The 25,273-nt window shown below is 61.8% G+C and carries 25 protein-coding genes and 1 tRNA gene; 16 read left to right on the top strand and 10 right to left on the bottom strand.

What is annotated here, in order from left to right; translation table 11 throughout:
• Nucleotides 1–27: 27 nt before the first annotated feature.
• The 5 genes from ACP3TE_RS17575 (at nt 28) to ACP3TE_RS17555 (ending at nt 2,381) form a co-directional block, all read left to right on the top strand.
• Nucleotides 28–100: transfer RNA gene (locus tag ACP3TE_RS17575), tRNA-Val, on the top strand.
• Nucleotides 101–215: 115 nt separating this feature from the next.
• A complete protein-coding gene (locus ACP3TE_RS17570; RefSeq protein WP_105657752.1) occupies nt 216–824 on the top strand; it encodes a class I SAM-dependent methyltransferase in 609 nt (202 codons plus the stop codon).
• Nucleotides 825–1,082: 258 nt separating this feature from the next.
• Complete coding sequence (locus ACP3TE_RS17565) at nt 1,083–1,745, top strand: hypothetical protein (RefSeq protein WP_332489097.1); 663 nt, start codon at nt 1,083–1,085, stop codon at nt 1,743–1,745.
• Nucleotides 1,732–2,025: a transcriptional regulator gene (locus ACP3TE_RS17560; protein WP_105657754.1), complete on the top strand. Its 294-nt coding sequence runs from the start codon at nt 1,732–1,734 to the stop codon at nt 2,023–2,025. Before ACP3TE_RS17565 ends, ACP3TE_RS17560 begins: the two co-directional genes overlap by 14 nt.
• A 161-nt stretch (nt 2,026–2,186) precedes the next feature.
• On the top strand, nt 2,187–2,381 hold the full coding sequence (locus ACP3TE_RS17555) for a CsbD family protein (RefSeq protein WP_105657755.1): 195 nt from the start codon (nt 2,187–2,189) through the stop codon (nt 2,379–2,381).
• A gap of 86 nt (nt 2,382–2,467) precedes the next feature.
• Here the strand turns inward: ACP3TE_RS17555 and ACP3TE_RS17550 are convergent, their stop codons facing one another.
• Together ACP3TE_RS17550 and ACP3TE_RS17545 are read right to left on the bottom strand one after the other, a co-directional pair.
• Nucleotides 2,468–3,694, bottom strand: coding sequence for a class I SAM-dependent methyltransferase (locus tag ACP3TE_RS17550; RefSeq protein WP_332489096.1), 1,227 nt, complete (start codon nt 3,692–3,694; stop codon nt 2,468–2,470).
• 66 nt (nt 3,695–3,760) lie between these two features.
• On the bottom strand, nt 3,761–4,993 hold the full coding sequence (locus ACP3TE_RS17545) for a glycosyltransferase (RefSeq protein WP_332489095.1): 1,233 nt from the start codon (nt 4,991–4,993) through the stop codon (nt 3,761–3,763).
• A 94-nt stretch (nt 4,994–5,087) separates the two neighbouring features.
• On the opposite strand from ACP3TE_RS17545, the gene ACP3TE_RS17540 reads away from it, so the two are divergent.
• The 3 genes from ACP3TE_RS17540 to ACP3TE_RS17530 all read left to right on the top strand — a co-directional run bounded on the left by ACP3TE_RS17540 (nt 5,088) and on the right by ACP3TE_RS17530 (nt 8,261).
• Nucleotides 5,088–5,729 carry a TetR/AcrR family transcriptional regulator gene (locus ACP3TE_RS17540; RefSeq protein ID WP_332489094.1) on the top strand — a complete coding sequence of 214 codons (642 nt, stop codon included), beginning with the start codon at nt 5,088–5,090 and terminating at the stop codon, nt 5,727–5,729.
• Nucleotides 5,730–5,820: 91 nt separating this feature from the next.
• Nucleotides 5,821–6,990: an acetylornithine deacetylase gene (gene argE, locus ACP3TE_RS17535; RefSeq protein ID WP_426734530.1), complete on the top strand. Its 1,170-nt coding sequence runs from the start codon at nt 5,821–5,823 to the stop codon at nt 6,988–6,990.
• Nucleotides 6,987–8,261 carry an MFS transporter gene (locus ACP3TE_RS17530; RefSeq protein WP_133833424.1) on the top strand — a complete coding sequence of 425 codons (1,275 nt, stop codon included), beginning with the start codon at nt 6,987–6,989 and terminating at the stop codon, nt 8,259–8,261. The genes argE and ACP3TE_RS17530 overlap by 4 nt, the downstream gene beginning before the upstream one ends.
• A gap of 83 nt (nt 8,262–8,344) precedes the next feature.
• Here ACP3TE_RS17530 and trhA read toward each other — a convergent pair whose 3' ends face one another.
• Nucleotides 8,345–9,034, bottom strand: a complete 690-nt coding sequence (gene trhA / locus ACP3TE_RS17525) for a PAQR family membrane homeostasis protein TrhA (protein WP_181148987.1) — start codon at nt 9,032–9,034, stop codon at nt 8,345–8,347.
• Nucleotides 9,035–9,144: 110 nt separating this feature from the next.
• Between trhA and ACP3TE_RS17520 the strand changes: the two genes are divergently transcribed.
• Complete coding sequence (locus ACP3TE_RS17520) at nt 9,145–10,077, top strand: zeta toxin family protein (RefSeq protein ID WP_426734528.1); 933 nt, start codon at nt 9,145–9,147, stop codon at nt 10,075–10,077.
• 93 nt (nt 10,078–10,170) lie between these two features.
• On the opposite strand, the gene ACP3TE_RS17515 is transcribed toward ACP3TE_RS17520, so the two are convergent.
• The gene (locus tag ACP3TE_RS17515; protein ID WP_105657761.1) at nt 10,171–10,431 is read right to left on the bottom strand and encodes a GlsB/YeaQ/YmgE family stress response membrane protein; all 261 of its coding nucleotides are present in this window, start codon (nt 10,429–10,431) and stop codon (nt 10,171–10,173) included.
• A 322-nt stretch (nt 10,432–10,753) separates the two neighbouring features.
• On the opposite strand from ACP3TE_RS17515, the gene ACP3TE_RS17510 reads away from it, so the two are divergent.
• Nucleotides 10,754–11,260 carry a gluconokinase gene (locus ACP3TE_RS17510; protein WP_332728400.1) on the top strand — a complete coding sequence of 169 codons (507 nt, stop codon included), beginning with the start codon at nt 10,754–10,756 and terminating at the stop codon, nt 11,258–11,260.
• A 68-nt stretch (nt 11,261–11,328) separates the two neighbouring features.
• Nucleotides 11,329–12,744 carry a GntP family permease gene (locus tag ACP3TE_RS17505; protein WP_332504551.1) on the top strand — a complete coding sequence of 472 codons (1,416 nt, stop codon included), beginning with the start codon at nt 11,329–11,331 and terminating at the stop codon, nt 12,742–12,744.
• A 90-nt stretch (nt 12,745–12,834) separates the two neighbouring features.
• On the opposite strand, the gene ACP3TE_RS17500 is transcribed toward ACP3TE_RS17505, so the two are convergent.
• Nucleotides 12,835–13,569, bottom strand: a complete 735-nt coding sequence (locus ACP3TE_RS17500) for a FadR/GntR family transcriptional regulator (protein WP_133833421.1) — start codon at nt 13,567–13,569, stop codon at nt 12,835–12,837.
• Between the two features lie 208 nt (nt 13,570–13,777).
• On the opposite strand from ACP3TE_RS17500, the gene gndA reads away from it, so the two are divergent.
• A complete protein-coding gene (gene gndA / locus ACP3TE_RS17495; protein WP_426734525.1) occupies nt 13,778–15,217 on the top strand; it encodes an NADP-dependent phosphogluconate dehydrogenase in 1,440 nt (479 codons plus the stop codon).
• A gap of 595 nt (nt 15,218–15,812) precedes the next feature.
• Here gndA and ACP3TE_RS17490 read toward each other — a convergent pair.
• A complete protein-coding gene (locus ACP3TE_RS17490; protein ID WP_426734523.1) occupies nt 15,813–16,391 on the bottom strand; it encodes a TetR/AcrR family transcriptional regulator in 579 nt (192 codons plus the stop codon).
• Between the two features lie 92 nt (nt 16,392–16,483).
• On the opposite strand from ACP3TE_RS17490, the gene ACP3TE_RS17485 reads away from it, so the two are divergent.
• Nucleotides 16,484–16,876: a DUF1304 domain-containing protein gene (locus ACP3TE_RS17485; RefSeq protein ID WP_426734522.1), complete on the top strand. Its 393-nt coding sequence runs from the start codon at nt 16,484–16,486 to the stop codon at nt 16,874–16,876.
• A gap of 51 nt (nt 16,877–16,927) precedes the next feature.
• Nucleotides 16,928–17,938, top strand: a complete 1,011-nt coding sequence (locus ACP3TE_RS17480) for an NADP-dependent oxidoreductase (protein WP_426734520.1) — start codon at nt 16,928–16,930, stop codon at nt 17,936–17,938.
• Between the two features lie 417 nt (nt 17,939–18,355).
• Here the strand turns inward: ACP3TE_RS17480 and ACP3TE_RS17475 are convergent, their stop codons facing one another.
• Both ACP3TE_RS17475 and ACP3TE_RS17470 read right to left on the bottom strand, forming a co-directional pair.
• On the bottom strand, nt 18,356–18,856 hold the full coding sequence (locus ACP3TE_RS17475; protein ID WP_332489250.1) for a GNAT family N-acetyltransferase: 501 nt from the start codon (nt 18,854–18,856) through the stop codon (nt 18,356–18,358).
• A 2-nt stretch (nt 18,857–18,858) separates the two neighbouring features.
• Nucleotides 18,859–21,120 carry an ATP-binding cassette domain-containing protein gene (locus tag ACP3TE_RS17470; protein ID WP_426734518.1) on the bottom strand — a complete coding sequence of 754 codons (2,262 nt, stop codon included), beginning with the start codon at nt 21,118–21,120 and terminating at the stop codon, nt 18,859–18,861.
• Between the two features lie 130 nt (nt 21,121–21,250).
• On the opposite strand from ACP3TE_RS17470, the gene ACP3TE_RS17465 reads away from it, so the two are divergent.
• Nucleotides 21,251–21,763, top strand: coding sequence for a hypothetical protein (locus ACP3TE_RS17465; RefSeq protein ID WP_426734516.1), 513 nt, complete (start codon nt 21,251–21,253; stop codon nt 21,761–21,763).
• Nucleotides 21,764–22,060: 297 nt separating this feature from the next.
• The gene (locus ACP3TE_RS17460; RefSeq protein ID WP_332489253.1) at nt 22,061–23,341 is read left to right on the top strand and encodes a dicarboxylate/amino acid:cation symporter; all 1,281 of its coding nucleotides are present in this window, start codon (nt 22,061–22,063) and stop codon (nt 23,339–23,341) included.
• Between the two features lie 182 nt (nt 23,342–23,523).
• On the opposite strand, the gene epsC is transcribed toward ACP3TE_RS17460, so the two are convergent.
• Nucleotides 23,524–24,108: a serine O-acetyltransferase EpsC gene (gene epsC, locus ACP3TE_RS17455; RefSeq protein WP_105657773.1), complete on the bottom strand. Its 585-nt coding sequence runs from the start codon at nt 24,106–24,108 to the stop codon at nt 23,524–23,526.
• 142 nt (nt 24,109–24,250) lie between these two features.
• Complete coding sequence (gene cysK, locus ACP3TE_RS17450; RefSeq protein ID WP_332489254.1) at nt 24,251–25,186, bottom strand: cysteine synthase A; 936 nt, start codon at nt 25,184–25,186, stop codon at nt 24,251–24,253.
• Nucleotides 25,187–25,273 lie beyond the last annotated feature (87 nt).

Raw genomic sequence — 25,273 nt, 5'->3', positions numbered from 1 at the left:
AACTTCCCGATTTCACACACTGCAGGAGGGCCTTTAGCTCAGCTGGTAGAGCGTCACGTTTACACCGTGAATGTCATCGGTTCGATCCCGGTAGGGCCCACAAAAACGAAGACCGCTTCAATCACTCTGGAAAGAGTGATTGAAGCGGTCTTCTTCGTATTCCCGGCCGGCGCCAGCCAATCGCCGAATGCCAGCGAAAGTGCGAAACTGGATGCATGACTGCACCAGAAGAAAACCTTTGGCTCGCCACCGTTCGCAAGAACCCGGACCACTCGCAGAATTTTGCCCAGCGCTGGCGCACGCTTGCCGCCGAAGGCCAGGATATTTTCGGGGAAGCTCGAGCCGTTGACGCGATGGTTGCCCGGGGCAGCAGAATTCTGGATGCCGGATGCGGGACCGGGCGGATCGGCGGCTGGCTTTCCGAGCAAGGGCACCAAGTGGTTGGCGTGGACCTCGACCCGCATTTAATCGATGTTGCCCGGGCAGATTACCCCAAAGCCCAATGGCAGGTCGGCAATCTGGCTGACTTCACCATCGCTGACGCAGCGGGGGAGAACCAGGAATTCGACCTGATAGTTTCTGCCGGCAATGTCGTCACCTTCCTCTCCGAGTCCGAACGCCGCCCGGCGCTGCAGCAACTGCGCGGGCATCTGGCGGCAGACGGGCGCATGATCATCGGCTTCGGCTCGGGACGCGGCTACGGGTTCGATGACTTCGAGGCCGACGCTTTGGAGGCGGGGCTGGCACTGCAGCAACGCTATTCGACCTGGAACTTCCATTTGCCTGCCGCCGATTTCCTGGTGGCCGTGCTCGGGCGCAAATAGCGCCAAGCGCAAACCGAACACTGCAGGAAAAAAGCCACTTCGCTTCCATGCGACGTGCAATTGCTCTTGAAAGGCCTCTGGCCTGCGGCTTCTGCCGTGGGTCGAAAACGGCGGGGTGCGATTAGGCGCAGCTGCCAGAATGCGCCTCTTGCGGTAAGCCGTCGTTAGCGCTATCTTGAACTTTGTAATGCAAAGTGGTTTTCATCACGTACTGCTTTGCGGCTCGGAGGCGGTGATCGCCGAAGGAGGCAGTGCGCCATGGACAACACGAACAGCAATGACATCGACCCGGCTCGCATTCTGCGTGGAATTGAATCGGATGCACAGCAAGCCCGCGAGGGCATGAGCCCGAACCAGCAACTGCTGTTCTCCATCTGGGGCGGTGCCTGGATCATTGCCTTCCTCGGGCTCTACTTGGCACTCGCGCCGCAGGGCTCGCCGCTGCTGCCGCCGGCGGTTGGCATCGGCACCGCAGTTGCCTCATTCCTCATCGCGATCGTGACTTCCGGCGTGCATTCGGCCAAGCGCGGTTCGGGGACCAAAGGTCCGTCGATGGCGCAAGGGGCGATCTACGGCAACACTTTCAGTCTGGGCATGATCATCACCGCCTTGCTCGGTTGGCGGCTGCATGCCGAGGGGCTGAGCTCAATGGGCATGGCGACTTTTGCCCTCACCGGCCTGTGCCTGGTGATCGGCGTGCTCGTGGTTGCCGGCTCGGTGCTCTTCAACGACCGGGCCCAGCTGGTCTTCGGGTCCTGGATCCTGGCTATTGCCCTGCTCTCACTGGCCGCGCCGGCACCGCATAACCTCTTGGCCGGTGCAGTTGGCGGGCTGGGATTCATCGTGCTGGGCCTGCTGCACGGCAGCAAGCCGGAACTGGTCTCAGGAGCCTTGATCCGGGGTGGGCATGCAGGAGCTTGACCCGCTGATCCACGCCCAGGCACGGCTGAGGACCGTCACGGTCCTGGACACCTTGCGGGCCGGGGACAGCATCTCGTTTCCCAAGCTGCAGGGCCTGCTGTCGATGACCTCGGGTAATCTGGCCACGCATTTGCGCAAGCTGGAAGACGGTGACTACGTGAAGGTGGACAAGATCCTGGAGGGGCGCAGCCCAGTGACCTACATTGCCTTGACCCGCGCTGGGCGAACCGCCTTCGAAGAGTACAAGGAACAGCTTCGCGCATTGCTGGATGCGGTGTGATCGCCGGACGAACGTGCAAGGATACACGCAATTGCGCAGCCGGGGAGGAACCGGGAAAATGTGCCAGCTAATGCAGAGGCCCGGGACAGGTGAATCATCTGCGCGGCCCATTAGGCTGGAGAAGGTACGCTGTCGAATCAACTGCAGAAGGAGATTTTCCAATGGGCCTAGGCGATAAGATCCAGAATAAGGCGCAAGAAGTTTCGGGCAAGGCCAAGAAATCCGTAGGCGATGCGACCGGCAATGAACGCCTGCAGGCTGAAGGCGTTAAGGACCAAGCCGCTGCGAAAGCCAAACAGGCCGGCGAGTCAGTCAAGGATGCGGCCAAGGACGTACGCGACGGCCTGGACAAGTAGCAACAGGCACGCAGGAGCTTAAACGGCAAAGGTGCCCGCGAATTCCGCGGGCACCTTTGCCGTTTCTGCATGGAACGCACTCGGGGCTACTTGGCCTTGAGCCTCCACAATGAAGTGACTTCCTTCGAACGGGCCGCATGCAGCACGTCCTGGGCATCCTGTGCGCGGTGGTGCCTTGGCGCGGTGTCGATCTTGTCGATGACTTCAAGGCCTGCCGCCTCGATGGCCTCCAGCAGCAGCGCGCGGGTACGCAAGCCCAGCAGCTCGGCGAGATCCGAGATGATCAGCCATCCTTCGCCGTTCTCGGTCAGGTGACCGGGCAATCCGCGCAGGAACTGCATCAGCATCTTGCTCTCGGGATCGTAAATAGCCGCATCCAGGGTGCTCGGCGCGCTGCCCGGAAGCCACGGGGGATTGCACACGACCAGCGGGGCCCGGCCTTCGGGGAACATGCTGGTCAGTTGCGCACGGGCGGCGCCGGAAATACCCAAGCGCGCGAAGTTGTCGTTGGCGCAGTCCACCGCGCGCTGGTGGATGTCGGTGCCGATGACCTGCTTGACTCCGCGGCGGGCCAGCACTGCCGAGAGCACTCCGGTTCCGGTGCCGATGTCGAAAGCCAGCGAGAGGTCCTCCAGCGGAGCCACCGCCACCAGATCCACATATTCCTGACGGGTGGGCATAAACGTCCCGTAGGCCGGGTGGATTTTCGCTCCCAGTGCCGGAACGTCCACACCCTTCAGGAACCACTGGTGGGCACTGAGCATGCCAGCTAGTTCCTGCAGGCTGGCCACAGCCCGGTGTCCAGCCAGGTCCGCGGCCTGCTCGTAGCCGAATGCCACCGCCGGACCGACGATCGGCGCCCGGGGCAAGTCCAGGGCGGCCAGGCCGTCCTCGGCTTGGAAATCCAAGGGAACCAGGATCAGCGACAGCATCCGCGAACGCTGGGCCCGGGCCTGCCGGATGGCGTAGAACTTCTGCGCATCATCCAGGACCTTTTTCTTGGCCTTCGCGCTGCTGGCCTTGGCCGCGTTGGCGGCCGCCATGCGCCGGTCCATGGCGGCAAGCAGCTGCTTGGCGTTGTGGAAGTCGCCGGTCCACAGCATGGCCGTGCCGCGGGCCGCGTGGCGCATGGCCGCATCCGCGCTCAAGCGGTCATCGGCCACCACGATGTGTGCTGGTGCCCGGCGGGAATTGGCGGACAGCCAGATGGCTGTGGTGCTGGTTCCTTCGTGGTCCCAGGAAACGGTCACAGGGGCGGTGGCGGAATGGGAAGCGATGGGATAGCCCTGTCGATCAGCGTTGCTCAAGCGCATGGCAACCGCGCATGAGCTGTTCTGTTGCGAGGGGCTGGAGTTCCAATTCTACCGGTCCCGGCCAGGCTAGCTGGGCCGGTGCCTGGCGCCCAGCTGTTCGAGGATCCTTATCACTGGAATCGAGCTGTCCGTTTCGGCTGCCAGCTGCCGGGCAATTCGCCGGGCGCCATCGGCCAAGTCCTCATTGGCCAGGACTCCGGTAATCGAGGACGCGAGCCGCTGCGCAGTCAAGTGCTTGTAGGCAATGGGCTCGGCAGCCGCGCCGAGCCGGTGGATGCGCTGGGCCCAGAACGGCTGGTCGGTGAAGACCGGAACCGGAACTGCGGGGACGCCAGCCCGCAGGCCAGCGGCCGTGGTGCCGGCCCCGGCATGGTGCACGACGGCCGCCATCTGCGGAAACAGCCAGTGGTGGGGTACCGCGCCGATGCCCAGGATGCCGGGTTCGTCGATTTCCGGTTCCCCTTGCACGATAGTCCGTCTTCCGGTGCGCCGGGCAACATCCGTGATGAAGTCTGGTTCCAGCGCCTGTGTGCTGCCGAAGCCAATGAAGACTGGCGCCGGCCCCTCGTCGATGAAGTCGAGCAGCCTCTGCGACGGTGTCCATGCCGGATCGGCTGGCGGCCACCAGTACCCGCAATTGACGATCCCCTCATGCCAATCAGCGGACCGGGGAACGATAACTGAACTGAAGCCGTGGAGAATGGGACTCCGGTGCTGGCGGCGAAGGCGTTCGGAGGCAATACGGCTGCGCGCGGGCAATCCCAGGGATTCGCGTACCCGCTTTGCTGGGAGGTCGTAGGGCGCCTTGGAAGCGGCGAAGAGCTGGCCGAGCAGCTTGTTGCCCAGTGGCCCGAAGCTGCGCGATGCACCCAAAGCCATGGGCGAGTACGCTGCACTGGGTTCAATGGGTTGCAGGTGCGCGCCGATCGCGGGGATGCCCATGGCCTCGGCCACGTCGTAGGCATAGGGTGCTACCGCATTGGTCATGATGATATCGGCACCTCGCTCGGCTGCGGCCATCGTTCCGGTAGCTGCCAGTTCGAAATAGTCCCGGAGCTCCCGGAGGTACCGGCGCAGATCCTTGGGGCTGGCCTTAGCGCCCGGAGCTGCCGGCTTGACCAAGGCGCCCATGTCGCCGGGGAGCTCCCGGAATCGGCAGCCTGCGGAAACGGCAAGGTCCTTGTATGCCGGGTTTGCCGCAATGGATACATCGAAACCATGGAGCGCCAGCTTCTGGCCGAGGCCGGCCATCGGCGCGACATCGCCTCGTGTTCCCGGTGCGATCATCAGCAAGCGCATGGTTCCTCCTGTAGAGTTAAATGCGAACAGTGTTCGCGGTTAACTATACAGCCAGAGCACGGCGCGCGACGCGCCCTGCGGGAAAGGACGAGCGATGACCGGCAACCAGCCTCGCACCGGGCCCAGGCCCCGGCACTCCCGGGACAAGATCGCCCAGGCGGCGATCGCGCTGGCCGATGAAGAAGGCATGGGAGCGGTATCCATCAGAGCCGTAGCTGCAAAGATCGGAGCAGGAGCCGCCTCCCTGTACCGTTACGTTGAATCCCATGAGGAGCTCACCGGCCTCATGGTTGAGCAGATCAGCGCGGAATATGAACTGGAATCGCTGGCCGGTTCGGCTGCCCAGCAGCTGCTCGGCCTGGCCACCCAGGGCCTGCAGATCATGCGCAGGCATCCTTGGGCGCCCTCGCTGGCCATGGGCAAGTCGTCCATGGGGTCGAACGCCTTGGCCTACCTGGAACGTGGATTAGCGGCCCTGGAAGGCAGCGGGCTGGAGGCAGGGGCCAAGCTGCATTGCCTGGCGATGCTCAACGCCATCACCGCAGCATTTGCGCTCAATGAGCAAAGCCAGCAGCGGCCCGAAGACCCGGCGGCGCTGTTCGCCCAGCTGGAAACAGGCCGCTACCCCCACCTGTCGGTCGCGCTGGGCCAAGCGGCAAGGCCCGTGGACCAGCAAGAGGCCTTCGAGAACGCGATCCTGAACTATCTGCGTGGAGCCGGCGTTATTCCCGACTAGCCAGAGGCCATTCTTTGACATCTTCTAGGTGGTGCGGGAGCAATATGGAAACATGAATCCATAGCATCATCGCCTAGAACCAGGAGCTGAAATGCCCGCGCCCAGCGAAGCAAGCATGAAAGAAATCCACGAGCTCATCGCCGTGGACACCACTAGCCGCGACAGCAACCTTGCGCTGATCGGGAATGTCGTGAAGAAGCTGGACGCCTATGGCATCAGCTCCCAGCTGATCCACAACGAAGAGGGCACCAAGGCCAACCTGCTGGCCACCATCCCCGCCGCCGATGGAACCCGCACCGGCGGCATTGTGCTTTCCGGGCACACCGACGTGGTGCCAGTGGACGGGCAGAAATGGAGCAGCGATCCATTCGATGCCCAGGTGCGCGCAGACAAGCTCTATGGCCGCGGCACCTGCGACATGAAGGGCTTCCTCGGGGTGATCCTGGCCAAGCTGGATCGGTTCACCGGCGCAGAACTTGCCGAACCAATCCACCTGGCGCTGTCCTATGACGAAGAAGTCGGCTGCGTCGGCGCGGTGTCCCTGGTGCAGAGAATTGTTGACGAGAAACTGGCGCCTCGCGGATGCTTCGTGGGGGAGCCATCGAGCATGCGGGCGATCCGCGGCCACAAGTCGATGAACGTTTTCCGCGCCGAATTCAACGGCGTCGCAGCGCACTCCTCGCTGCCTTCCGAGGGGGTCAACGCAATTTCCTATGCGCTGCGCTTCGCGAATTTCGTCGAGGAGGTTTCGACCGAGCTGCGCAACCATGGCCCGCGCGATGAAGCATTCATCGAACCGACCACCACCATGAACGTGAACAAGTTCGACGGCGGCATCGCGGTGAACACCATTCCCTCGCAGGCGGTGGTGTTCTTCGAGTACCGCTCGCTCGCGGTGGTGGACCGCGAGGCGCTGACCGCGCGCTTGCGCGAAGAAGCGGCCAAGCTGGAAGCCCAGATGCGCGAGCAGAACCCGAGCTGCTCCGTGGAGTTCTCCCAGCAGGCGGGCGCTCCGGGACTGGATACCGCTGCGGAGGAAGGGATTGTGTCCTTCGCGGCCGCCTGCGGCGCCATTGCCACCGATGAAAAGGTCACCTATGGCACGGAGGCCGGGCTGTTCGCCGCGGCCGGCATCCCCACCGTGGTGTGCGGTCCTGGCGATATCGCCCAGGCCCACGCTCCGGACGAATACATCGAGCTGGAGCAGATCGTGGCGTGCGAGAACTTCATCGATTCGCTGATTGCGCAGGTCAGCTCGTGAGCGCAGAGGTGAAGGCGACACCCGAACAGATCGTCAAAGCCCGCAAGGCGGTCATTTCCAGTTCCATTGGCGCGGCGCTGGAATGGTTCGACATCATTGTCTATGCCACCTTCGCGACCACCATTGCAAAGGTGTTCTATCCGGAATCGGACGGCACGTTCGCGCTGATTCTCACCTTCGCCACCTTCGCGATTTCCTACCTGATACGCCCCCTGGGCGGCATGGTGCTGGGCAGCTACGCCGACCGCAAGGGACGCAAGAACGCGCTGACGCTCACGCTGGGCCTGATGATGCTCGGTACGCTGATCATGGCCGTGGCGCCGCCCTATGAGGTGGCGGGCGTAGCCGGTGCCTTGATCATCCTGCTCTCGCGCATGATCCAGGGCTTCTCTGCCGGTGGCGAGTTCGGCACGGCCACTGCATTCCTGATCGAAACCGCACCGCACAAGAAGGCGTTCTACTCTTCGTGGCAGGTCGCCAGCCAGGGTGCATCCATGCTGCTGGCTTCTGCCTTCGGCTACTTCCTGACCACCGGCCTGAGCCCGGAAGCCCTGGAGAGCTGGGGCTGGCGCGTGCCGTTCTTCGTTGGCCTGCTGATCGGGCCGGTAGGCCTGTACATCCGCGCCAAGCTGGATGAAACCGACGAGTTCGTTTCCGCCGCCAAGGAGAAATCGCCACTGGGCACGCTGTTCACCCAGCACTACGGCCGCCTGCTGGCCGCAGCGGCAACCATTGGCGTGGCCACGATTTCGGTGTACATGATCCTGTACATGCCGACCTTCGCTGTCACGAACCTGAAGATCCCTGCCGACGCGGCCTTCCTGGGCGGCATCTCGGCGGGCATCATCACATTGTGCGGCGTCCCGCTGGTGGGCCATCTGGCCGACCGCATTGGCCCGGCCCGGGTGATGACCTACGCAGCGGTCGCAGCGTTCGTGCTGGCCTACCCGTTGTTCAAGCTGATGACCTCGAACCCGAGCGTAATCGTGATGGTGATCGTGATCGCGGTTCTCGGCGTGATCATGTCCTTCTACTTCGGTCCGCTGCCGGCGTTGCTCTCCAACCTCTTCCCGGCTGCCATCCGTGGTTCGGGCCTGTCGGTGGCCTACAACGTGGGCGTGACCCTATTGGGCGGAATCGCCCCGCTGGTACTGACTTGGCTGCTGGACCTGACCGGGTCGCTGGATGCACCGAGCCTGTACTACATGGCAATTGCCGTGATTTCGCTGATCGGCCTCGTGGTCGTGCGAAAGCGCTACGGCCAGCGCTAGTCCAGCCCCGGATTCAGCCAAAGATCGCCGCAAGCTTCCTCGTGGAGCTTGCGGCGATCTCTTTTTCCAGCGGGTTCGCGCGCTTACAGGGCCACCAGAAGCACAGCCGTCCAGTGGCACAGGAAGGCCATGACGGTGCAGGCATGGAAGAGCTCGTGGAATCCGAAAACGCTCGGCAGCGGATTTGGCCGTTTGGTGGCGTAGAAAACCGCGCCGATCGTATAGGCCAAGCCGCCAGCGAGAATCAGGATCATCACCGCGGGGTTCGCGGCCCAGAACGCTGGCAACTGCATCAATGCGCCCCACCCGAGCAGGATGTAGAGGCTGACTCCAACCCAGCGGGGTGCCGCGGGCCAGAATGACTTGATGGCAATTCCGGCCAGTGCACCGGCCCAGATGACGGACAGCACGATGATCGCCTGCGGACCGGGCAAGGTCAAGGCTGCTACCGGAGTGTAGGTGCCGGCAATGAGCAGGAAGATGTTCGCATGGTCGGCCCGGCGGAAGAGCCCCATCACCTTGTCGGTCCAGTTGCCACGATGGTAAAGCGCCGAGGTGCCGAAGAGCAGGATCGAGCAGAGCGCGAAGACCGCGGTGGTCCATTCCGCCAAGCGTCCGTTGGCCAGTACGACCAGCACCAGGCTCATGATGATAATGCCCGGGGTGGACCAGGCGTGGATCAGCCCGCGCCAGCGAGTGCGCTCGGTGCCGATGTGCGCGAAGGTTCGCCCGGCTCGGCCTTTGCCTGCAGATGGTAGCGGTGCGGTAGCCATGGGTCTCCTTAACGTCGTGCGCGGGCACTGGGCCCATCATCGAACTATACGATAATCGGCTGTCAGCGTGCTGTGGGGTCATCGCGATTAATCCCGATTAGGATTCGAATATGGCAGATGACCAAGAAATCACCGACCACCTGAAGACTATTGCTCAACTCAATGAGCCCGGAGAAGTGCTGGCCAATGATTCACCGTTCATCTCCGTGCGCAACCCTGACTGGTTCGAAGAAGTGGCCCCGGGCTCGTGGAAGGCGATCGGGGAACGCGACCAGTTGCATCGGCGGCTGATCGACCAGGAACTGCGGGCATCGGGCAGCGCCAAAGCGCAGCGCCAAGCTGTTGTGCTTGCCGGAGCTCCGGGAGCCGGCAAGAGCAGCCTGCTGCGCGAACTGCTTGGCGGTCATGAAGATGACTATGTGGTGATCGATGCCGATGAATTCAAGGCGCATCTGATGCGCGAAGCGCAAGAAGACGGAACCTACGAAGGATTTTTCAAGCCTCGGGAAGTCAAAGAGCGCGAGCAGCGCGGTGAGCAGTTCTTCCCGATGGACATGGCGAGCCTGGTGCATGAGGAATCTTCCATGCTCAGCGAGAACCTGCGTGCCGCATGCTTCGAGCAAGGGCTGAATGTCGTCATTGACAAGGTCCTTGCGTCCGAGGATTCAGCGCAGAAGCTGGCAGCTCAACTGCAGGAGGCCGGATACGAGATTCAGATCGTGGAGGCGTATGCGCCGCAGGATGTCTCGGAAGAACGGATCGTTGAACGCTGGGAAAAGCAGCAGGAAGCTTCCCTGGATGGCGACGACAACCTTGGTGCACGCTGGGTTCCCGAGGGATTTACCGATATGGTCTTCGACGCCCCGGGCCAGCGGTCCCGGCCAGCCGCCGTGGCCCAGATGTTCGCACGCAACTGCCCCGCGGTACTCAGCTTCAAGGTGTTCCATACCGCGCTTGGGGAAGCCGCGGACACTGAGGGGAGCCTTCTGCTTTTCGAATTGCGCAGGGAATCCGTGGGCTCTGAGCTGCTGCGGGTGAAGTAGCCAAGAAAAAAGAAGAACCCGCCGAGCAGCAGTTGGTACTGCTGCTCGGCGGGAATTCAAGATCCGCAGGACAATGGTCCCTCGGGAGGTGCGTTATGCCCGTCGTTTGGTGATGAAGCCCCAAATGACCAGGACGATCAGGGCGCCACCGATGGCAAGAAGCCAACTTGAGATCGAGAAGAACTCATCCACGCCCTCACCGAAGATAGCACTTCCGATCCAGCCTCCGAGTAGGGCGCCTACGACGCCGAGAATCAGGGTAGCGATCCAGCCGCCACCTTGCTTGCCGGGCAGAATGGCCTTTGCGATCGCTCCGGCAATCAAGCCCAAAACTATCCATCCAATGAATCCCATGATTCGCTCCAATGGTCAGACTGTGCAGTGGTCGGGTTCGATCCACTTAAAAACCGAGAGTACATGGCATTGAGCTGGGGTTCTACAACGACCTCGAAGAAATTCAGCATTTTCAAAGGCTAGGTTCAAGCCATGCTTGAACCTCGGGCCAATTGATCCGGGAATTCCCCATCTGGCCACATGTTTTGCAGAATCTTCCTGGTGAACCAGGTGCAACCTGTTGACAGCGTCCGCTGACGCTCCTACTCTAGTTAAATCATACTTTATGACTTTGGCTACAACATAAGTCATATATTAGGTTCACGTACGACGGAGTAAATGGATGAGTGAACAGGTCCCGCCCCTCGTTGTAATGGGTGTCTCGGGCAGCGGCAAGACCACCATCGGAAAGATGCTGGCTGATCAGCTGCATCATGAATTCATTGATGGCGACAACCTGCACCCCAAGGCCAACAAGGAAAAAATGGCCGGCGGACAGTCTCTGGATGACGCTGACCGCGAGCCGTGGCTGCAGCTGATCGGCGCCAAACTGGCCGAAAGCAATCGGCACCAAGCGCCGCTGGTTATTGCCTGTTCTGCACTCAAGCGAAGCTACCGGGATCTCATCCTCAGCTTGGAGCCAGCGACGATCTTCGTCCACCTCACCGGTGTTCCGACCCTGATTCGCGATCGGATGAACGCGCGCTCGCACGAGTACATGCCCACCAGCCTGCTCGACAGCCAGCTGGCCACGCTGGAGGCCCCAGATGCGGACGAGCCAGTGCTCAGCGCGGATATTGCCGATAGCCCCGAGGACATCGTTCGACAGCTGATCGCTAAACTGTCCTAGCGCAGTGCGCTGGCAGCAATCCACAGACCACCCATGGCATGAAGCCCCCCCATTGATCAAGGAAGACAATGACAACTGAGCTTGAACTGAACTGGACGTTAAGTACGCCCGGGCTCCTGATGCTGGCGGTCGGTGCGGTAGCGCTGCTGCTGGTGCTGATTATCCGCTTCCGCGTCCACGCGTTCCTCGCACTGGTGCTCACCAGCTTGCTGACCGCGGTCGCCTCCGGCATCCCTGCTGAATCGGTCATTACCACGCTGACCAGCGGCTTCGGATCCACCTTGGCCAGTGTGGCCTTGCTGGTCGGCCTTGGCGCAATGCTCGGACGCATGCTGGAAACCAGTGGCGGCGCCGATGTGATGACCAGCTGGCTGATCTCCAAGTTCGGCGAGAAGCGCGCACCGCTGGCGTTGTCGGTTGCGTCGCTGCTCTTCGGCTTCCCGATCTTCTTCGATGCCGGGCTGGTAGTCATGCTGCCGATCATCTTCACCGTGGCCCGCCGCTTGGGCGGCTCGCTGCTGCTCTACGCCATCCCATCGGCCACCGCATTCTCGGTGATGCACGTCTTCGTTCCGCCGCACCCGGGCCCAGTGGCCGCCTCCGGCCTGCTGGAAGCCAATGTCGGGCTCGTGCTGGTGCTCGGCCTGGTCGTCGCGATTCCAACGTGGTTCGTTGCGGGCCATCTCTTTGGAAAGTTTGTCGGCAAGAAGTTCAACATCCCGGTACCGAATATCCTGGATGCCGCACTGGGCAACGGCGCATCGAAGGACGAGTTCAAGTCCTCTCCTTCCGTGGGCACGGTGTTCAGCCTGCTGCTGCTCCCGCTGCTGCTGATCTTCATGAACACGGGTCTGAACATGCTCGGCTCCGCCGGCGTCGTGGACCCGGAAACCTCCTGGGTGCGCTGGCTGCGCCTGCTGGGTGAAACTCCGGTGGCCCTGCTGATCACCGTGCTGCTGGGAATGTTCCTTCTGGGCTTCCGCAAGGGCAAGGACAAGACCCTGACCGAGACCATCGTGGACTCCGCGCTGGGCCCGGTCTGCTCGATCATCCTGATCACCGGTGCTGGTGGCATGTTCGGCGGAGTGCTGCGTGCCAGCGGCATCGGCAACGCCATTGCCACCTCGCTTGAATCGGTGGGCATGCCGCTGATTGTCGCCGGCTTCCTGATCGCGGCCATCGTCCGACTGGCCCAGGGCTCGGCAACAGTAGCGCTGACCACCGCGGCCGCCATCGTCCAGCCGGCGGTGCTGGCGGATGCCTCGCTGACCGCTTTCCAGGTCGCCGCCATGGTGCTGGCGCTGGCAGCAGGCTCGGTCTTCGCCGGCCACGTCAACGACTCCGGCTTCTGGCTGATCTCGCGCTTCCTGGACATCGATGTGCCAACCACCTTGAAGGTCTGGACCGTTGGCCAGGCGCTGGTATCGGTGGTCGGCTTCGCCTGCGTCATGGTGCTCTACGGCCTGGCGACCGCGCTGGCCTAAAAAGGGGCAGCGAGAAGGACAAAAAATCCGCCGGGGCAGCGATGCAGATCGCTGCCCCGGCGGATTCGCATTTAACAAGGGAACGCCGGGTTACTGGGAGCTCTTGGCCGGGTCCACGAACAAGCGCGGCGCGCCGTCCCAGAGGCTGCAGATCTCGTTGTGCGTCCGGCGCATGATGCTTTCCATGTTCTTCCGCGCGCTGGCGGAGTCCGAATTGGAGATGGCATCGGCGACCGACTGGTGCCAGAGCAACGCTTCCTCGTGCGGGCGTTCAGGCATCAGGCCCAATTCGGTACGACCGCGCAAAATCGCACCGATCGGGGTGGAGAGGTTCGCAAACATCTCATTGCCGGAGGCGGCCAGCACCACAGCGTGGAATCGGACATCCAGTTCCAGGAAACGTCGCAAATCGCCTTGGCGCCCGTAATGGTTCATCTGCGCCGAGAGCATCATCAGCTCCTTGCGCATCGCTTCGGGGGCGAACTCGGCCGCCAGTTCCGCGGCCATCGGCTCTACGGAAATGCGCAGCTCGGTCAGCGAGCGCAGCTGTGCGCCCTTCTGGTCGCTGGCCAGCCGCCAGCGGATGACATGATCGTCGTAGGGGTTCCAGCGCTCCGCTCCCAGCACGCGGATGCCCACGCGCTTGGTGCTGGTGACTAAGCCGCATTGGGCCAGAACGCGGATCGCTTCACGGATCACCGAACGCGAGACCTGGAGCTTCTGCTCGAGGTCGGCGGCGAGGATAATGGAGCCGCGCGGAATTTGCCCGCTGATAATGCGAGAGCCGAGGTGCTCAACCACATGAGCGTGCAGACTAGTTGCCATGGGGTCAGTTTAGCCAATGACTTGCGCCAAATCAGACTATGGCGAGTCGATCCGCGAAATAAATATGCTTTAATTTACGCGATCCTCTGTAAAACACGGGCGTCGCCCTTGTAGGATGAAAAGGTCACGTGGCCGTGAACAGGGATCGTGACTCATCCGGTCTCTGCTTGGCGGTTCAACTCCCCGTAATCGATGGAGACTTATTTTTATGCCTGCACAGATTGGTGTCACAGGTCTGGCCGTCATGGGCGCAAACCTTGCCCGTAACTTCGCTCGCAACGGATACACCGTCGCCCTGCACAACCGCTCGGTCGGCAAGACCGATGCGCTGCTTGAAGCACATGGCGATGAGGGCGATTTCATTCGCACCGAAAGCCTGGAAGAGCTGGTAGCAAACCTCGAAACCCCGCGCCGCGTGCTGATCATGGTCAAAGCCGGTGGTCCAGTGGACTCGGTCATCGACCAGCTGGTGCCGCTGCTCGAAGAGGGCGACGTGGTCATCGACGCCGGCAACTCGCACTACACCGACACCCGCCGCCGCGAAGCTGCCCTGGCTGAAAAGGGCCTGCACTTCGTGGGCATCGGCGTTTCCGGTGGCGAAGAGGGCGCACTGCTCGGCCCATCGATCATGCCCGGCGGTTCCGCTGAATCCTACAAGTCGCTGGGCCCGATGCTGGAGAAGATCTCCGCCAAGGCCGACGACGGCGCACCGTGCTGCGCTTGGATCTCCACCGACGGTGCAGGCCACTTCGTGAAGATGGTCCACAACGGCATCGAATACGCCGACATGCAGGTCATTGGCGAAGCCTACGATCTGATGCGCAGCGCCGCCGGCATCGAGCCAGCCAAGCAGTCGGAGATCTTCAACGAATGGAACCAGGGCGAACTGTCCAGCTTCCTGATCGAGATCACCGCTGAGGTGCTCGGCCACGTCGATGCTTCCACCGGCAAGCCGCTGGTCGACGTTATCCAGGACTCCGCAGGCCAGAAGGGCACCGGCCGCTGGACCGTGCAGTCCGGCCTGGATATGGGCTCGCCTGTTTCGGCCATCGCCGAATCGGTCTTCGCCCGCTCCCTTTCCTCGCAGCGCGATATCCGCGCCGTGGGCCAGATGGTGCTGACCGGCGAAACCGCCGAGGTCACCTTGCCGGAGAACTTCGTCGAGGACGTGCGCCAGGCGCTGTTCGCTTCGAAGCTCGTCTCCTACGCGCAGGGCCTTGACATGCTCACTTCGGCTGCCGGCGAATACAACTGGGACCTGAAGCTCGACGAGATCGCTGGCCTGTGGCGTGAAGGCTGCATTATCCGTGCAGCCCTGCTCAAGGACATCACCGCTGCCTACTCGGCAGGCGACAAGCCTTCGAACCTGCTGTTCGCTCCGGCATTCGCTGAAGCGATCAACAAGGCAGTTCCAGCATGGCGCCGCGTGGTTTCCGTTGCTGTCCAGCTGGGCATCCCTGCACCAGTGTTCTCCTCGTCGCTGGCTTACTACGATGGCCTGCGCCGCGACCGTCTGCCGGCAGCCCTGACCCAGGGCCTGCGCGACTACTTCGGTGCGCACACCTACCGTCGCACCGACAAGGAAGGCACCTTCCACACGCAGTGGAGCGGTGACCGCACCGAAATCGCTGCCGAGGACACCCACTAAACGGCGAGACTTGGCGCTAGCAGCTGCTGGCTGATCCGAAGCCCACCAGTTCAATTCGATTGAACTGGTGGGCTTCTGCCATTTGAGCCCTGATGCACGCTGGCTTGCTTCGCTGGATCTGGCAGCTGTGGGGCGCGATCAGCAGAATGCTGGGTGGGACAGGCGCAGGTTCCGGCCGGTGCCATGCGTTCAGGGGAGTACGGATCCTAGCGGTGCGGAAAATCGGTGCGGCAGCCAAAGGCGGTTGGATTTTCCGTGGCGAGCGCGACGATTAATGCCTGCTGCGTGCGAACTGATCTGCCAAGCATGCGCCGGTGATTGGCTGCGGCCGTCGAAGCGCAGGAGCCGGACTATTTAATCGGATGAAAAGCAGGCGTTCCCGTATCCAGCACGCGGCAGAAAACTCGCTGATTGCAGAACGACCTGCCGCTGGCAGCAGTCGGCGGAGCCCCTGCGCATCGAGCCGGCAGCCCTCCGCGATGCATTCAAAGAATGGATCCGTGGATCAGTGCCTGGCTAGAAGCAATCCGGACAACAGGTGCCCCCGGGGCTTTGCGCCTTAATCCCGGAAAGGAATAGGGGCAGAAGACCGGTCCTAGTCTTCCAGCAAATTCTCGGCGCATTGCAACAAGCGAACAGCTTCGCTGGGGGAGATGCGCACCAGAGCGAAGGCCGCTACCACCAGACCGGTGATGGTGTCGCTCAGCAGGGCGTGGCGCTCGACTGAAAGATCCGGACGAAGGGCATGCAAGCCACGGCCCATGGCTTCATCAAGTTCTTCCCGGTACGCGGAAATGATGGCGGCGATTTCATTCTCTGCTGCAATCGGTGCGCTGGCGGTGTTGATCAGCAGGCACCCATGGGCTGCCGGCAGGGACTCCGGCTTCGCGAAAACGGCAGCAAGCCCACGCAGATAGTCTCCCAATGCCTGTGAAGGTACTGGGTCCTGGAGCAGCGGACGCAACCGCGGGCGGACAATTTCATTAAGGTAGCTGTCTACTGCGGCATCGAACAGGCCGCGCTTGGAGCCGAAGGAGTTGTAGATGCTTGAACGGCTCAGGCCGGTGGCATTTTCAAGTTCGGGAATGGACGTGGCCTCGAAGCCCTTGGACCAGAACACCGAACGGGCGTTCTGGATAGCCGCTTCCTTGTCGAATGCAGATGTACGCGCCATCACACCCACCTCCTCTTTTCGTAACGACCATTCCAGTATATATTGAAATGGTCGTTACAGAATAGTTGCCTTCCCAACACCAAGGACTAGCCATGATCATCGCCGCGCAGATCTTCGCAACCGCCGCTGCCCTGCTCCACATCTACATCTTCTCGATGGAGTCCATCACCTGGACCACTGGAAAAACCCGCGCCTTGTTCAAGACCAGCGAGGCTGAAGCAGAAGCAACGCGCGAAATGGCCTTCAACCAGGGGTTCTACAACCTCTTCTTGGCGGTTGCCGCACTTGCCGGGGTGATTGCCCTGGGCATGGGCCACTTGGCTGTGGGTTCCACGCTGGTCTTCGCCGGAGCCGGCTCCATGCTGGCCGCCGCATTGGTGCTGGCACTGGGGAGCCCGGGCAAAGCCAAGCTGGCCGTCAAGCAGGGGATTTTCCCGCTGCTGTCAGTTGCGCTGCTGGCCCTTGGCCTGGCGCTGGGCAACTAGAACGACACCGAGAGTTTCCAATATCACCGAGAATTGAAAGAACTGGTAACCATGACTGAAGCAACCAGCACGCAGATCCTGCTCGCCTCCCGTCCGTCCGGTTGGCCAACGCAGGAGAACTTCACCGTCCAGACCGTTGAGTTGCCGGAGCTGAAGACCGGTGAAATCCGGGTGCGCAACGAGTTCATTTCCGTGGACCCGTACATGCGCGGACGCATGAATGACACCCGTTCCTACATCCCGCCATTCAAGATTGGCGAGCAGATCCTCGGCGGCGCAATTGGCCGTGTCATCGAGACAGCGGACCAAGCGTTCCCGGCAGGCACCTTGGTCCAGCATCAGCTGGGCTGGTCTGACACCGTGCAGGATGACTCTGCGAACTTCAAGCCGGCACCTGATCTGCCCGGCGTTTCCTCGTCGCTGCGCCTGCACATCTTGGGCATGACCGGCTTGACCGCCTATGTAGGCCTGAGCGCAGTCGCCAATCTTGCCGAGGGCGAGACCGTCTTCGTCTCCGGCGCTGCAGGTGCCGTGGGCACGGCTGCCGGGCAGATCGCCAAGCTCATGGGTGCCAAGCGCGTCATCGGCTCGGCTGGCAGCGCAGAGAAGGTTGAACTGCTGACCAGCAAGTACGGCTACGATGCCGCCTTCAACTACAAGGATGGAGATGTCCGCGGGCAACTGGCCGCCGCAGCCCCGGAAGGCATCGATGTCTTCTTCGACAACGTGGGCGGGGACCACCTCGAAGCCGCCCTGGCAGCGTTCAACGATTCCGGTCGTGCTGCCCTGTGCGGCGCTATCGCCAGCTACAACACCACCGAGTCGACTCCGGGCCCGAAGAACATGGCCAACTTGATCACCCGCGGCCTGAAACTGCAGGGATTCACCCTCTCCAGCTACCTTGACCTCGCCCCGGAGTTCGGCGAGCGCATGGGCAAGTGGTTCTCCGAAGGCAAGATCGCCTACGACGAGACGATCGTTGACGGCATTGAGAATACCGTGGACGCCTTCCTTGGCATGATGCGTGGTGCGAACACCGGCAAGATGCTGGTGCGCATCTAATTCCGCCGACCCGAAGACTGCTCCGGCCCGACCCCCGATTCAGGGGCTAGGACCGGAGCAGGACCGGTTAAGGTGGTGGCTGGGGCGCGGGGCGGGGAATCCTGCTCTCGCTCGATGCTGGATACCCGCCAGGCAATGGTCGCTGTGCGTGTAGTACCCCATTGCCCGGCGGATGTCCCTTGGCATCACCGAGCAGAACGTCGGTACCTCGATGCTCGACTGGCTGCAAGGCCTCGGCGAGCTGCCCGAAGCCCGGGACAAATTGCGCCAACTCAGCTCCACGGGAATCCGTGCGACCCCCGATCCTGGCCCCGAATACGGCACGCTGATTCGCCAGGCGCAGCTGGTGCTGCAGATCGACGCGAAACTGGGTCGTGGGAGCGACCCGAAGATCGTCGGGATCTCTCCGCTTGCTAGCTACCGGATCATTCGTGCGTCGGTAATTTTCGGAGCAGCCGGGTCGTCCTCGCTCACGCCGTCGAAGGCGAATCCGTTGCGTTCGTAGAATCGGATGGCACGCGGATTCTGGGCCGCCACCCAGAGCACGGCCGGCTCATTGCCAAGGACTGCATCCAGCAGCGCCTGCCCTGTTCCGTCGCCATGGAAGTCTTCCAGCACATACAGGTTGTACAGCTGGCGAGAGACGTGCTCCGGTATCCCGTCGGTATTGCCGGTGGGAGGTGCGCTGAGGGCGAACCCGACAAGCTTCCCGTCCTCACTTTCCGCCACCGAAATCCTGAAGAGCGGATTCGGGTCATCCAGGACCCGAGTCCACATGCCCAGCCGCTGCTCACTGTGGGCAGGGTCGAAGAATCCATCCGGCAGCAGCTGCGTGTAGGTTTCTTTCCAGCATTCGACATGCAGCCTGGCAAGCTCCTGCGCGTCGGCAGGCAGCGGATTCCTGAGGTTCTGGGCCATGGCTATCCCTCGATGTAGTCGGACAGATGAACTCCGGTCAGGGTGCCGGAGGCGGCAAGGTCAGCCGGGGTCCCTTCGAAGACAATGCTTCCTCCTTCGTGCCCTGCCCCGGGACCCAAGTCAATGACCCAGTCGCAGTGGGCAACCACCGCCAGATGATGCTCGATGACCACGACGGTATTGCCTTCATCGACCATCTCGTCGAGCAGGCGCAGCAAGTTCTGCACATCAGCCATGTGCAATCCTGTGGTTGGCTCGTCAAGGATGTAGGTACCGGCGCCCTGGCCCAAATGGATAGCCAGCTTGATTCGCTGCCGTTCGCCGCCAGAAAGCGTGTTCAGCCGCTGTCCCAGTTTCAGGTATCCCAGCCCCACCTGATTCAGGCGTTCGAGCACGGCCTTCGCCTTGGGCACTTTGAGCTGCTCCAGCGCTTCTTCCATGCTCAAGTCCAGGACTTCGGCAATGTTCAACCCATCCAGGGTGTATTCCAGCACATCAGCGGTGAATCGCTTGCCGCCGCACTGCTCGCACGGCAAGGCCACCCCGGCCATTGAAGCCAAATCCGTATAGGTGTATCCGACACCGTTGCACCCCGGGCACGCTCCGGCCGAATTGGCGCTGAACAGGGCAGGCTTCACGCCGTTGGCTTTCGCAAATGCCGCACGGATCGGATCCATGATCCCGGTATAGGTGGCCGGGTTCGAACGCCGGGAGCCCCGGATGGCGGTTTGGTCCACCACCGCCACGTCATCACGTTTGGCGATTGTCGAATGGATCAGCGTGGATTTGCCGGAACCGGCGACACCGGTGATTGCGCACATCACGCCGGTAGGGATATCCACGGAAACATTCTTCAGGTTGTGCAAGGAAGCACCGCGCACTTGCATGGACCCCTGTGCCTCGCGCGGGTTCGCATTGAGCGCAGCACGCGTGGTGAAGTGCTTTCCGGTCAGCGTATCGCTGGACAGCAGGCCGTCCACTGGACCGCTGTAGCAAATGGTGCCGCCATGGGTACCAGCGCCCGGGCCCAAGTCGATCACGTGGTCCGCGATGCCGATGACCTCGGGCTTGTGCTCCACCACCAGCACGGTATTGCCCTTGTCCCGAAGGCCAGCCAACAACCCGTTCATCCGCTGGATGTCATGGGGATGCAATCCAACGGTGGGCTCGTCGAAGACATACGTGACATCACTGAGCGCTGATCCAAGATGCCGGATCATCTTCACGCGCTGGGCTTCGCCGCCCGAAAGGGTCCCCGCCGGACGGTCAAGGGACAGGTAGCCCAACCCCAAATCCACCATGGATTTGAGCACTGCCTTCAAATTGGCTATCAGCGGCGCGGCATCCGGAATCTGGATCTTCTCCAGGGTTTCGAGCAGCTCGGAAACCTGCAGGGCAGTCATGTCCGCGATTCCCAAGGAATTGATCTTCGAAGCGCGAGCGGCCTGGCCGAGTCGTGATCCGGTGCAGGCAGAGCACGGTGCGGTCGTGGAGATGCGTTCGATCCAGGCACGAATATGGGCTTGCTTGATCTCCCTGCCCGAATGGATGTAATTGGACTTGATGCGCGTGACCAAACCGGAGTAGCTCATGTTGGCCCCATTGAGCTTGACCTTGCCTGCTTCCTCGTGGAGCAAGCGGTCCAGCATGGCACTGGGCATGTCACTGAGCTTCATGTCCAGATCTGCTTGCGTGCCGGCAGTCAGTGTCTGCCACAGCCAGGAATCCGGGGCAAAGTTCGGTGCCTTGATGGCTCCCTCGTTCAGCGTCTTGTCCCAATCCAGCAGCTCATCAAGGTCGATGCTCGCCTCGGTGCCGAAACCCTCGCACACCGGGCACGCGCCCTGGCCGAGATTAAACGAGTACGCGCCAGCACCGCCGGCGCTCGGAGTGGAATAACGCGAATACAGAACGCGCAAGAGCGAGTAGGCGTCGGTCGCCGTGCCCACGGTAGAACGCGAATTCGCACCCATGCGTTCCTGGTCGACCACGATGGCCGTGGAGAGATTCTCCAGCACTTCTACATCAGGCCGGGGCATCGAGGGCATGAAGCTCTGGATGAAGGTCGTATACGTTTCATTGATCAGGCGCTGGGACTCTGCGGCAATCGTGCCGAACACCAGGGAGGACTTGCCCGAACCGGAAACACCGGTAAACGCGGTAATGCGTCGTTTTGGAATATCGACGTCAACACCTCGCAAGTTGTTTTCCCGGGCTTGGCGTACTCGAATGGTGTCATGGCTATCGGCAGGGTGCTGGCTCATGCCCCAAGCCTACTGAGAAATGCCCCAACCGACACCTGCCACAGGACAGCGGACTTGCAATCGCTGCCGATTCGCGTGGAGTATCGAACCCATAAGGAATCAGCGACCCCTTGCGAGAACGGAGAAAGCCATGCCGGATAGAACTACGAAACTACTCAAGTTCAGCTCGGTGGCGGCACTGGCCGGCTGCCTTGCGCTCGCCGGTTGCGGCAGCACTGCAGGTGGCACCGCAAGCCAGGAGCCGTCAACTCCTGAAGCCAGCCCGACGCAGTCCGCGTCGCCAACGGCATCCTCTCCCGGGGATGCCGGGGAGTCGGAGCAATCCGAAACTATCGGGGGCCAAGAGCTGGGCAAGCTCCCCTCGAGCGCCACCGGGTATGCAGATGCCCTGGTCGTTGCTTGGGGCAACGGAAATGAAGCCCAGATGCAGCAGCTGGCCACCGTTCAGGTGGTCGACTTGCTCACTGGGCATTCGGCGGCGGGCGGACCGAACTGGTCGCAAACTGGCAGCGATGCCGGAGCCGGGTCAGTCTTCGTGAGCTATGAAAATGCCGATGACGGATCCGTGCTCAACCTCCGCGTGCAAAGCCAGGTAGTGGGCCAGGGCCAGGAACAAGGCGTGGTCGAAGCGAACTTCGAATAATCAATGAATCCAAGCCAAGGCGGGACTGCTTAATGGGGCAGATCCGCCTTGCCGCCGTTAAATCGACGAATATTCAACTCCCGAACTCCCGTTGCACCAGGGATCGAACCTGATTGAGCGTGTTGCGATTTACGGTAGAGAATATTCGGCAGAAGGGCGTATTCTCGTAACACTCAATCCATTCACAGGATTTCGGTGTAACAAAAATTACGTCTATCATGATTGAGGCGTGCGCCACGACACACTTGTGGCCCGTCCAACAGTGCGCTCCGATCCCTAACCGTTTAAAGGACATTCATGAAGCTGCTGAAATCTATCCCACTGCTTGGCTGGGTGCTCGTTGCCATCCTGCTGGGTATTCTGCTTGGCCCGGTTGTGCCGGTGTGGCTAGGAAGCGTATTCCTGACCTACAACTCGATCTTCTCCGGATTCCTTGGGTTCATCGTGCCGTTGATCATCTTCGGCTTGGTGGCACCGGCTATTGCCGAACTCGGCAAGGGCGCAGGAAAGTGGTTGGGCATCACCGCGGTCATCGCCTACACCTCCACCCTGTGCGCGGGACTGCTCGCGTACTTCGTGAGCCGTTGGCTATTCACCAAGTCGCTTTCCGGCGGTGGCGTCGAGGAAGTTGGCGCAGGCGAAGGATCAGGTTTCGAACCGTATATTTCCCTGGTCGGCAGTGCGGGCGAATCGGCAACCGAAATCGTGCTGGAACCGCTGATGGGCGTCATGACTGCACTGGTTCTGGCATTCATGCTGGGCCTGGGCCTGACGGCCTTCCGATCCACCGTGATCTTCCGTGGGACAGTGGAGTTCCGCAGCATTATCGAGATGGTGATCCGCCGTGTGATTGTTCCAGCGTTGCCGCTGTTCATCTTCGGAATCTTCCTGGATCTGTCCGCCGCCGGGGACGCCGTCACCGTGGTGCAGAAGTTCCTCTTCGTCGCCGTGGTCTCCTTCGCGCTGACCCTGGTCGTCCTGCTGGTGCAGTACTCCATCGCTGGGGCGATGAACAAGCGCAACCCGCTGGCTGCACTGTGGGGCATGCGCAATGCCTACTTCACCGCCTTGGGTACCTCATCCTCGGCTGCAACCATTCCGGTGACGCTGGAATCAGCCAAGAAGAATGGTGTGTCCGACACGGTAGCCGGCTTCGTCGTCCCGCTGTGCGCCACCATCCACCTCTCAGGCTCGATGGTCAAGATCACCTGCTTCTCCATCGCAGTGCTCCTGCTGACCGGTGGCGACGTTTCCTTCGGCACCTACTTCCCATTCATCCTGATGCTCGGCGTCATGATGATTGCGGCACCAGGCGTGCCAGGTGGCGCTATCGCCGCCGCTGCCGGACTGCTCGCACAGATGCTGGGCTTCGGCGAGGTCGAAGTCGGCCTGATGTTCGCAGCCTACATTGCCCTGGATAGCTTCGGCACCGCAACCAATGTGACCGGTGACGGCGCGCTGGCCATGATCATGCACAAGCTGACCCGTGGCAAGCTCGGCGCCCAGCCCCAGGATCCTGAGGACGAGGTCGTAGAGCTGGCCGATGGCACCGAAGCTGCGGACCACAAGCTGGCCTAAGCGGCTTCCATCACTCGCAGAGGCATCGATGCCCGGTACCAGACTCGCAATGGTACCGGGCATCGATGTTTTGCTTTGCCGGCAAGGGTCGGGGCCAAAGCGAAAACCCGCCCAGCAGGCGGACCGTGGCCGGTCCGTGTGCTGGGCGGGTTTGTTCCGCGGCAGTGGCAGGAGGAATAGAACTAGATCCACATGGCCGGGTCGATGTACTCGGCCGGGTCTACAGCAGGCTTGCGCTCTTCGGGCCTGCGCGGACGGTTCTGTGCGGGGATTCCGGTGACAATCGAGCCTTCCGGAGCATCCTTGACGACCACGGCGTTCGCGCCGATGGCGGAATCGGCACCGATCACGATCGGGCCGAGCACCTTGGCTCCGGCACCGATGACCACGCGGTCACCGATGGTCGGGTGGCGCTTGACCTTGGCCAGTGAACGGCCGCCGAGGGTCACCCCGTGGTACAGCATGACGTCATCGCCGATTTCGGCAGTCTCGCCAATGACGATGCCCATGCCGTGGTCGATGAAGAAGCGGCGCCCAATGGTGGCGCCGGGATGGATCTCGATCCCGGTCAGGGCGCGGTTCGCCTGGGATAGCAAACGCGCTGGCCACTTCAGCGAGGGGTTCTGCCACATCTTGTGGGCCAACCGGTGCAGCCAGATCGCGTGCAGTCCGGAATACACGAAGAAGTTTTCCGGATCGCTTCGCGCTGCCGGATCGTGCTGGCGTGCGTTGGCCAAATCCTCACGCAGGCGGGAGAAAAAACTCATGAATACTACCTTAGGGGTTGCGGTTCGCTCGGGGACAATCCGCAGATGTCACACAGCAAATCGGCGCGAGCTGCACCGATACAGGTCTCTCTATAGACCCAACAGTGGCTCGCGCCGATTTATTCTGTTTCTGCAAATTTACTTAGCCGCGGATGTCGTCGAAGAGCAGGGTGGAGATGTAGCGTTCACCGAAGTCCGGGATGATCGCAACGATCTGCTTGCCGGCGTTCTCTTCACGCGCGGCGATCTGTACCGCACCCCAAACGGCTGCGCCAGCGGAGATGCCGCCGAGGATGCCTTCCTTGACGCCCAGCGCGCGAGCGGTCGATACCGAATCCTCGATGCTGGCATCAAGGACTTCGTCGTACAGCTCGGTGTCGAGCACCTCGGGGATGAAGTTCGCTCCCAGTCCCTGGATCTTGTGCGGGCCGGGCTTTCCGCCATTGAGGATCGGGGAATCCTTGGGCTCAACGGCCACGATCTTCAGGTTTGGATTCTTTTCCTTCAGGTAGCGGCCTGCACCGGTGATAGTGCCACCGGTACCGATGCCGGCAACCAGGATATCGATCTTGCCTTCGGTATCAGACCAGATCTCCGGACCGGTGGTCTCTGCGTGGACCTGCGGGTTGGCGGTGTTGGCGAACTGCTGCGCCCAGATAGCGTTCTCGGAAGTCGCAACAATTTCCTTGGCCTTCTCCACAGCACCGCGCATGCCGTCGGCGCCCGGGGTCAGTACGATCTCGGCGCCGAAAGCGCGCAGCATCACACGGCGCTCGGTGGACATGGTTTCAGGCATGGTCAAGATGACCTTGTAGCCGCGGGCTGCACCGACCATCGCCAGCGCGATGCCGGTGTTGCCCGAAGTGCCCTCAACGATGGTGCCGCCTGGCTTCAACGCACCAGAGGCCTCGGCTGCATCAACGATGGCCACGCCGATGCGGTCCTTGACGGAGTTCGCCGGGTTGTAGAATTCCAGCTTCACAGCGATGTTCCCTGGCAGGCCCTCGCCGACGCGGTTCAGCTTCACCAGCGGGGTGTTGCCGACGACTTCGGTGACGTTGTTGTAGATCTTGCCCATCTTGTATGCAATCCTTACGTGACTCTATGCGGCCGCAGTTTAGTTGCGGCGAAATAATTGCCGGAATCTGGCGTAACCGCCGGAGAC

The organism is Glutamicibacter sp. 2E12 (assembly GCF_050030965.1).
Lineage (GTDB): Bacteria > Actinomycetota > Actinomycetes > Actinomycetales > Micrococcaceae > Glutamicibacter.
This window is presented reverse-complemented; position numbering and strand designations above follow the sequence as displayed.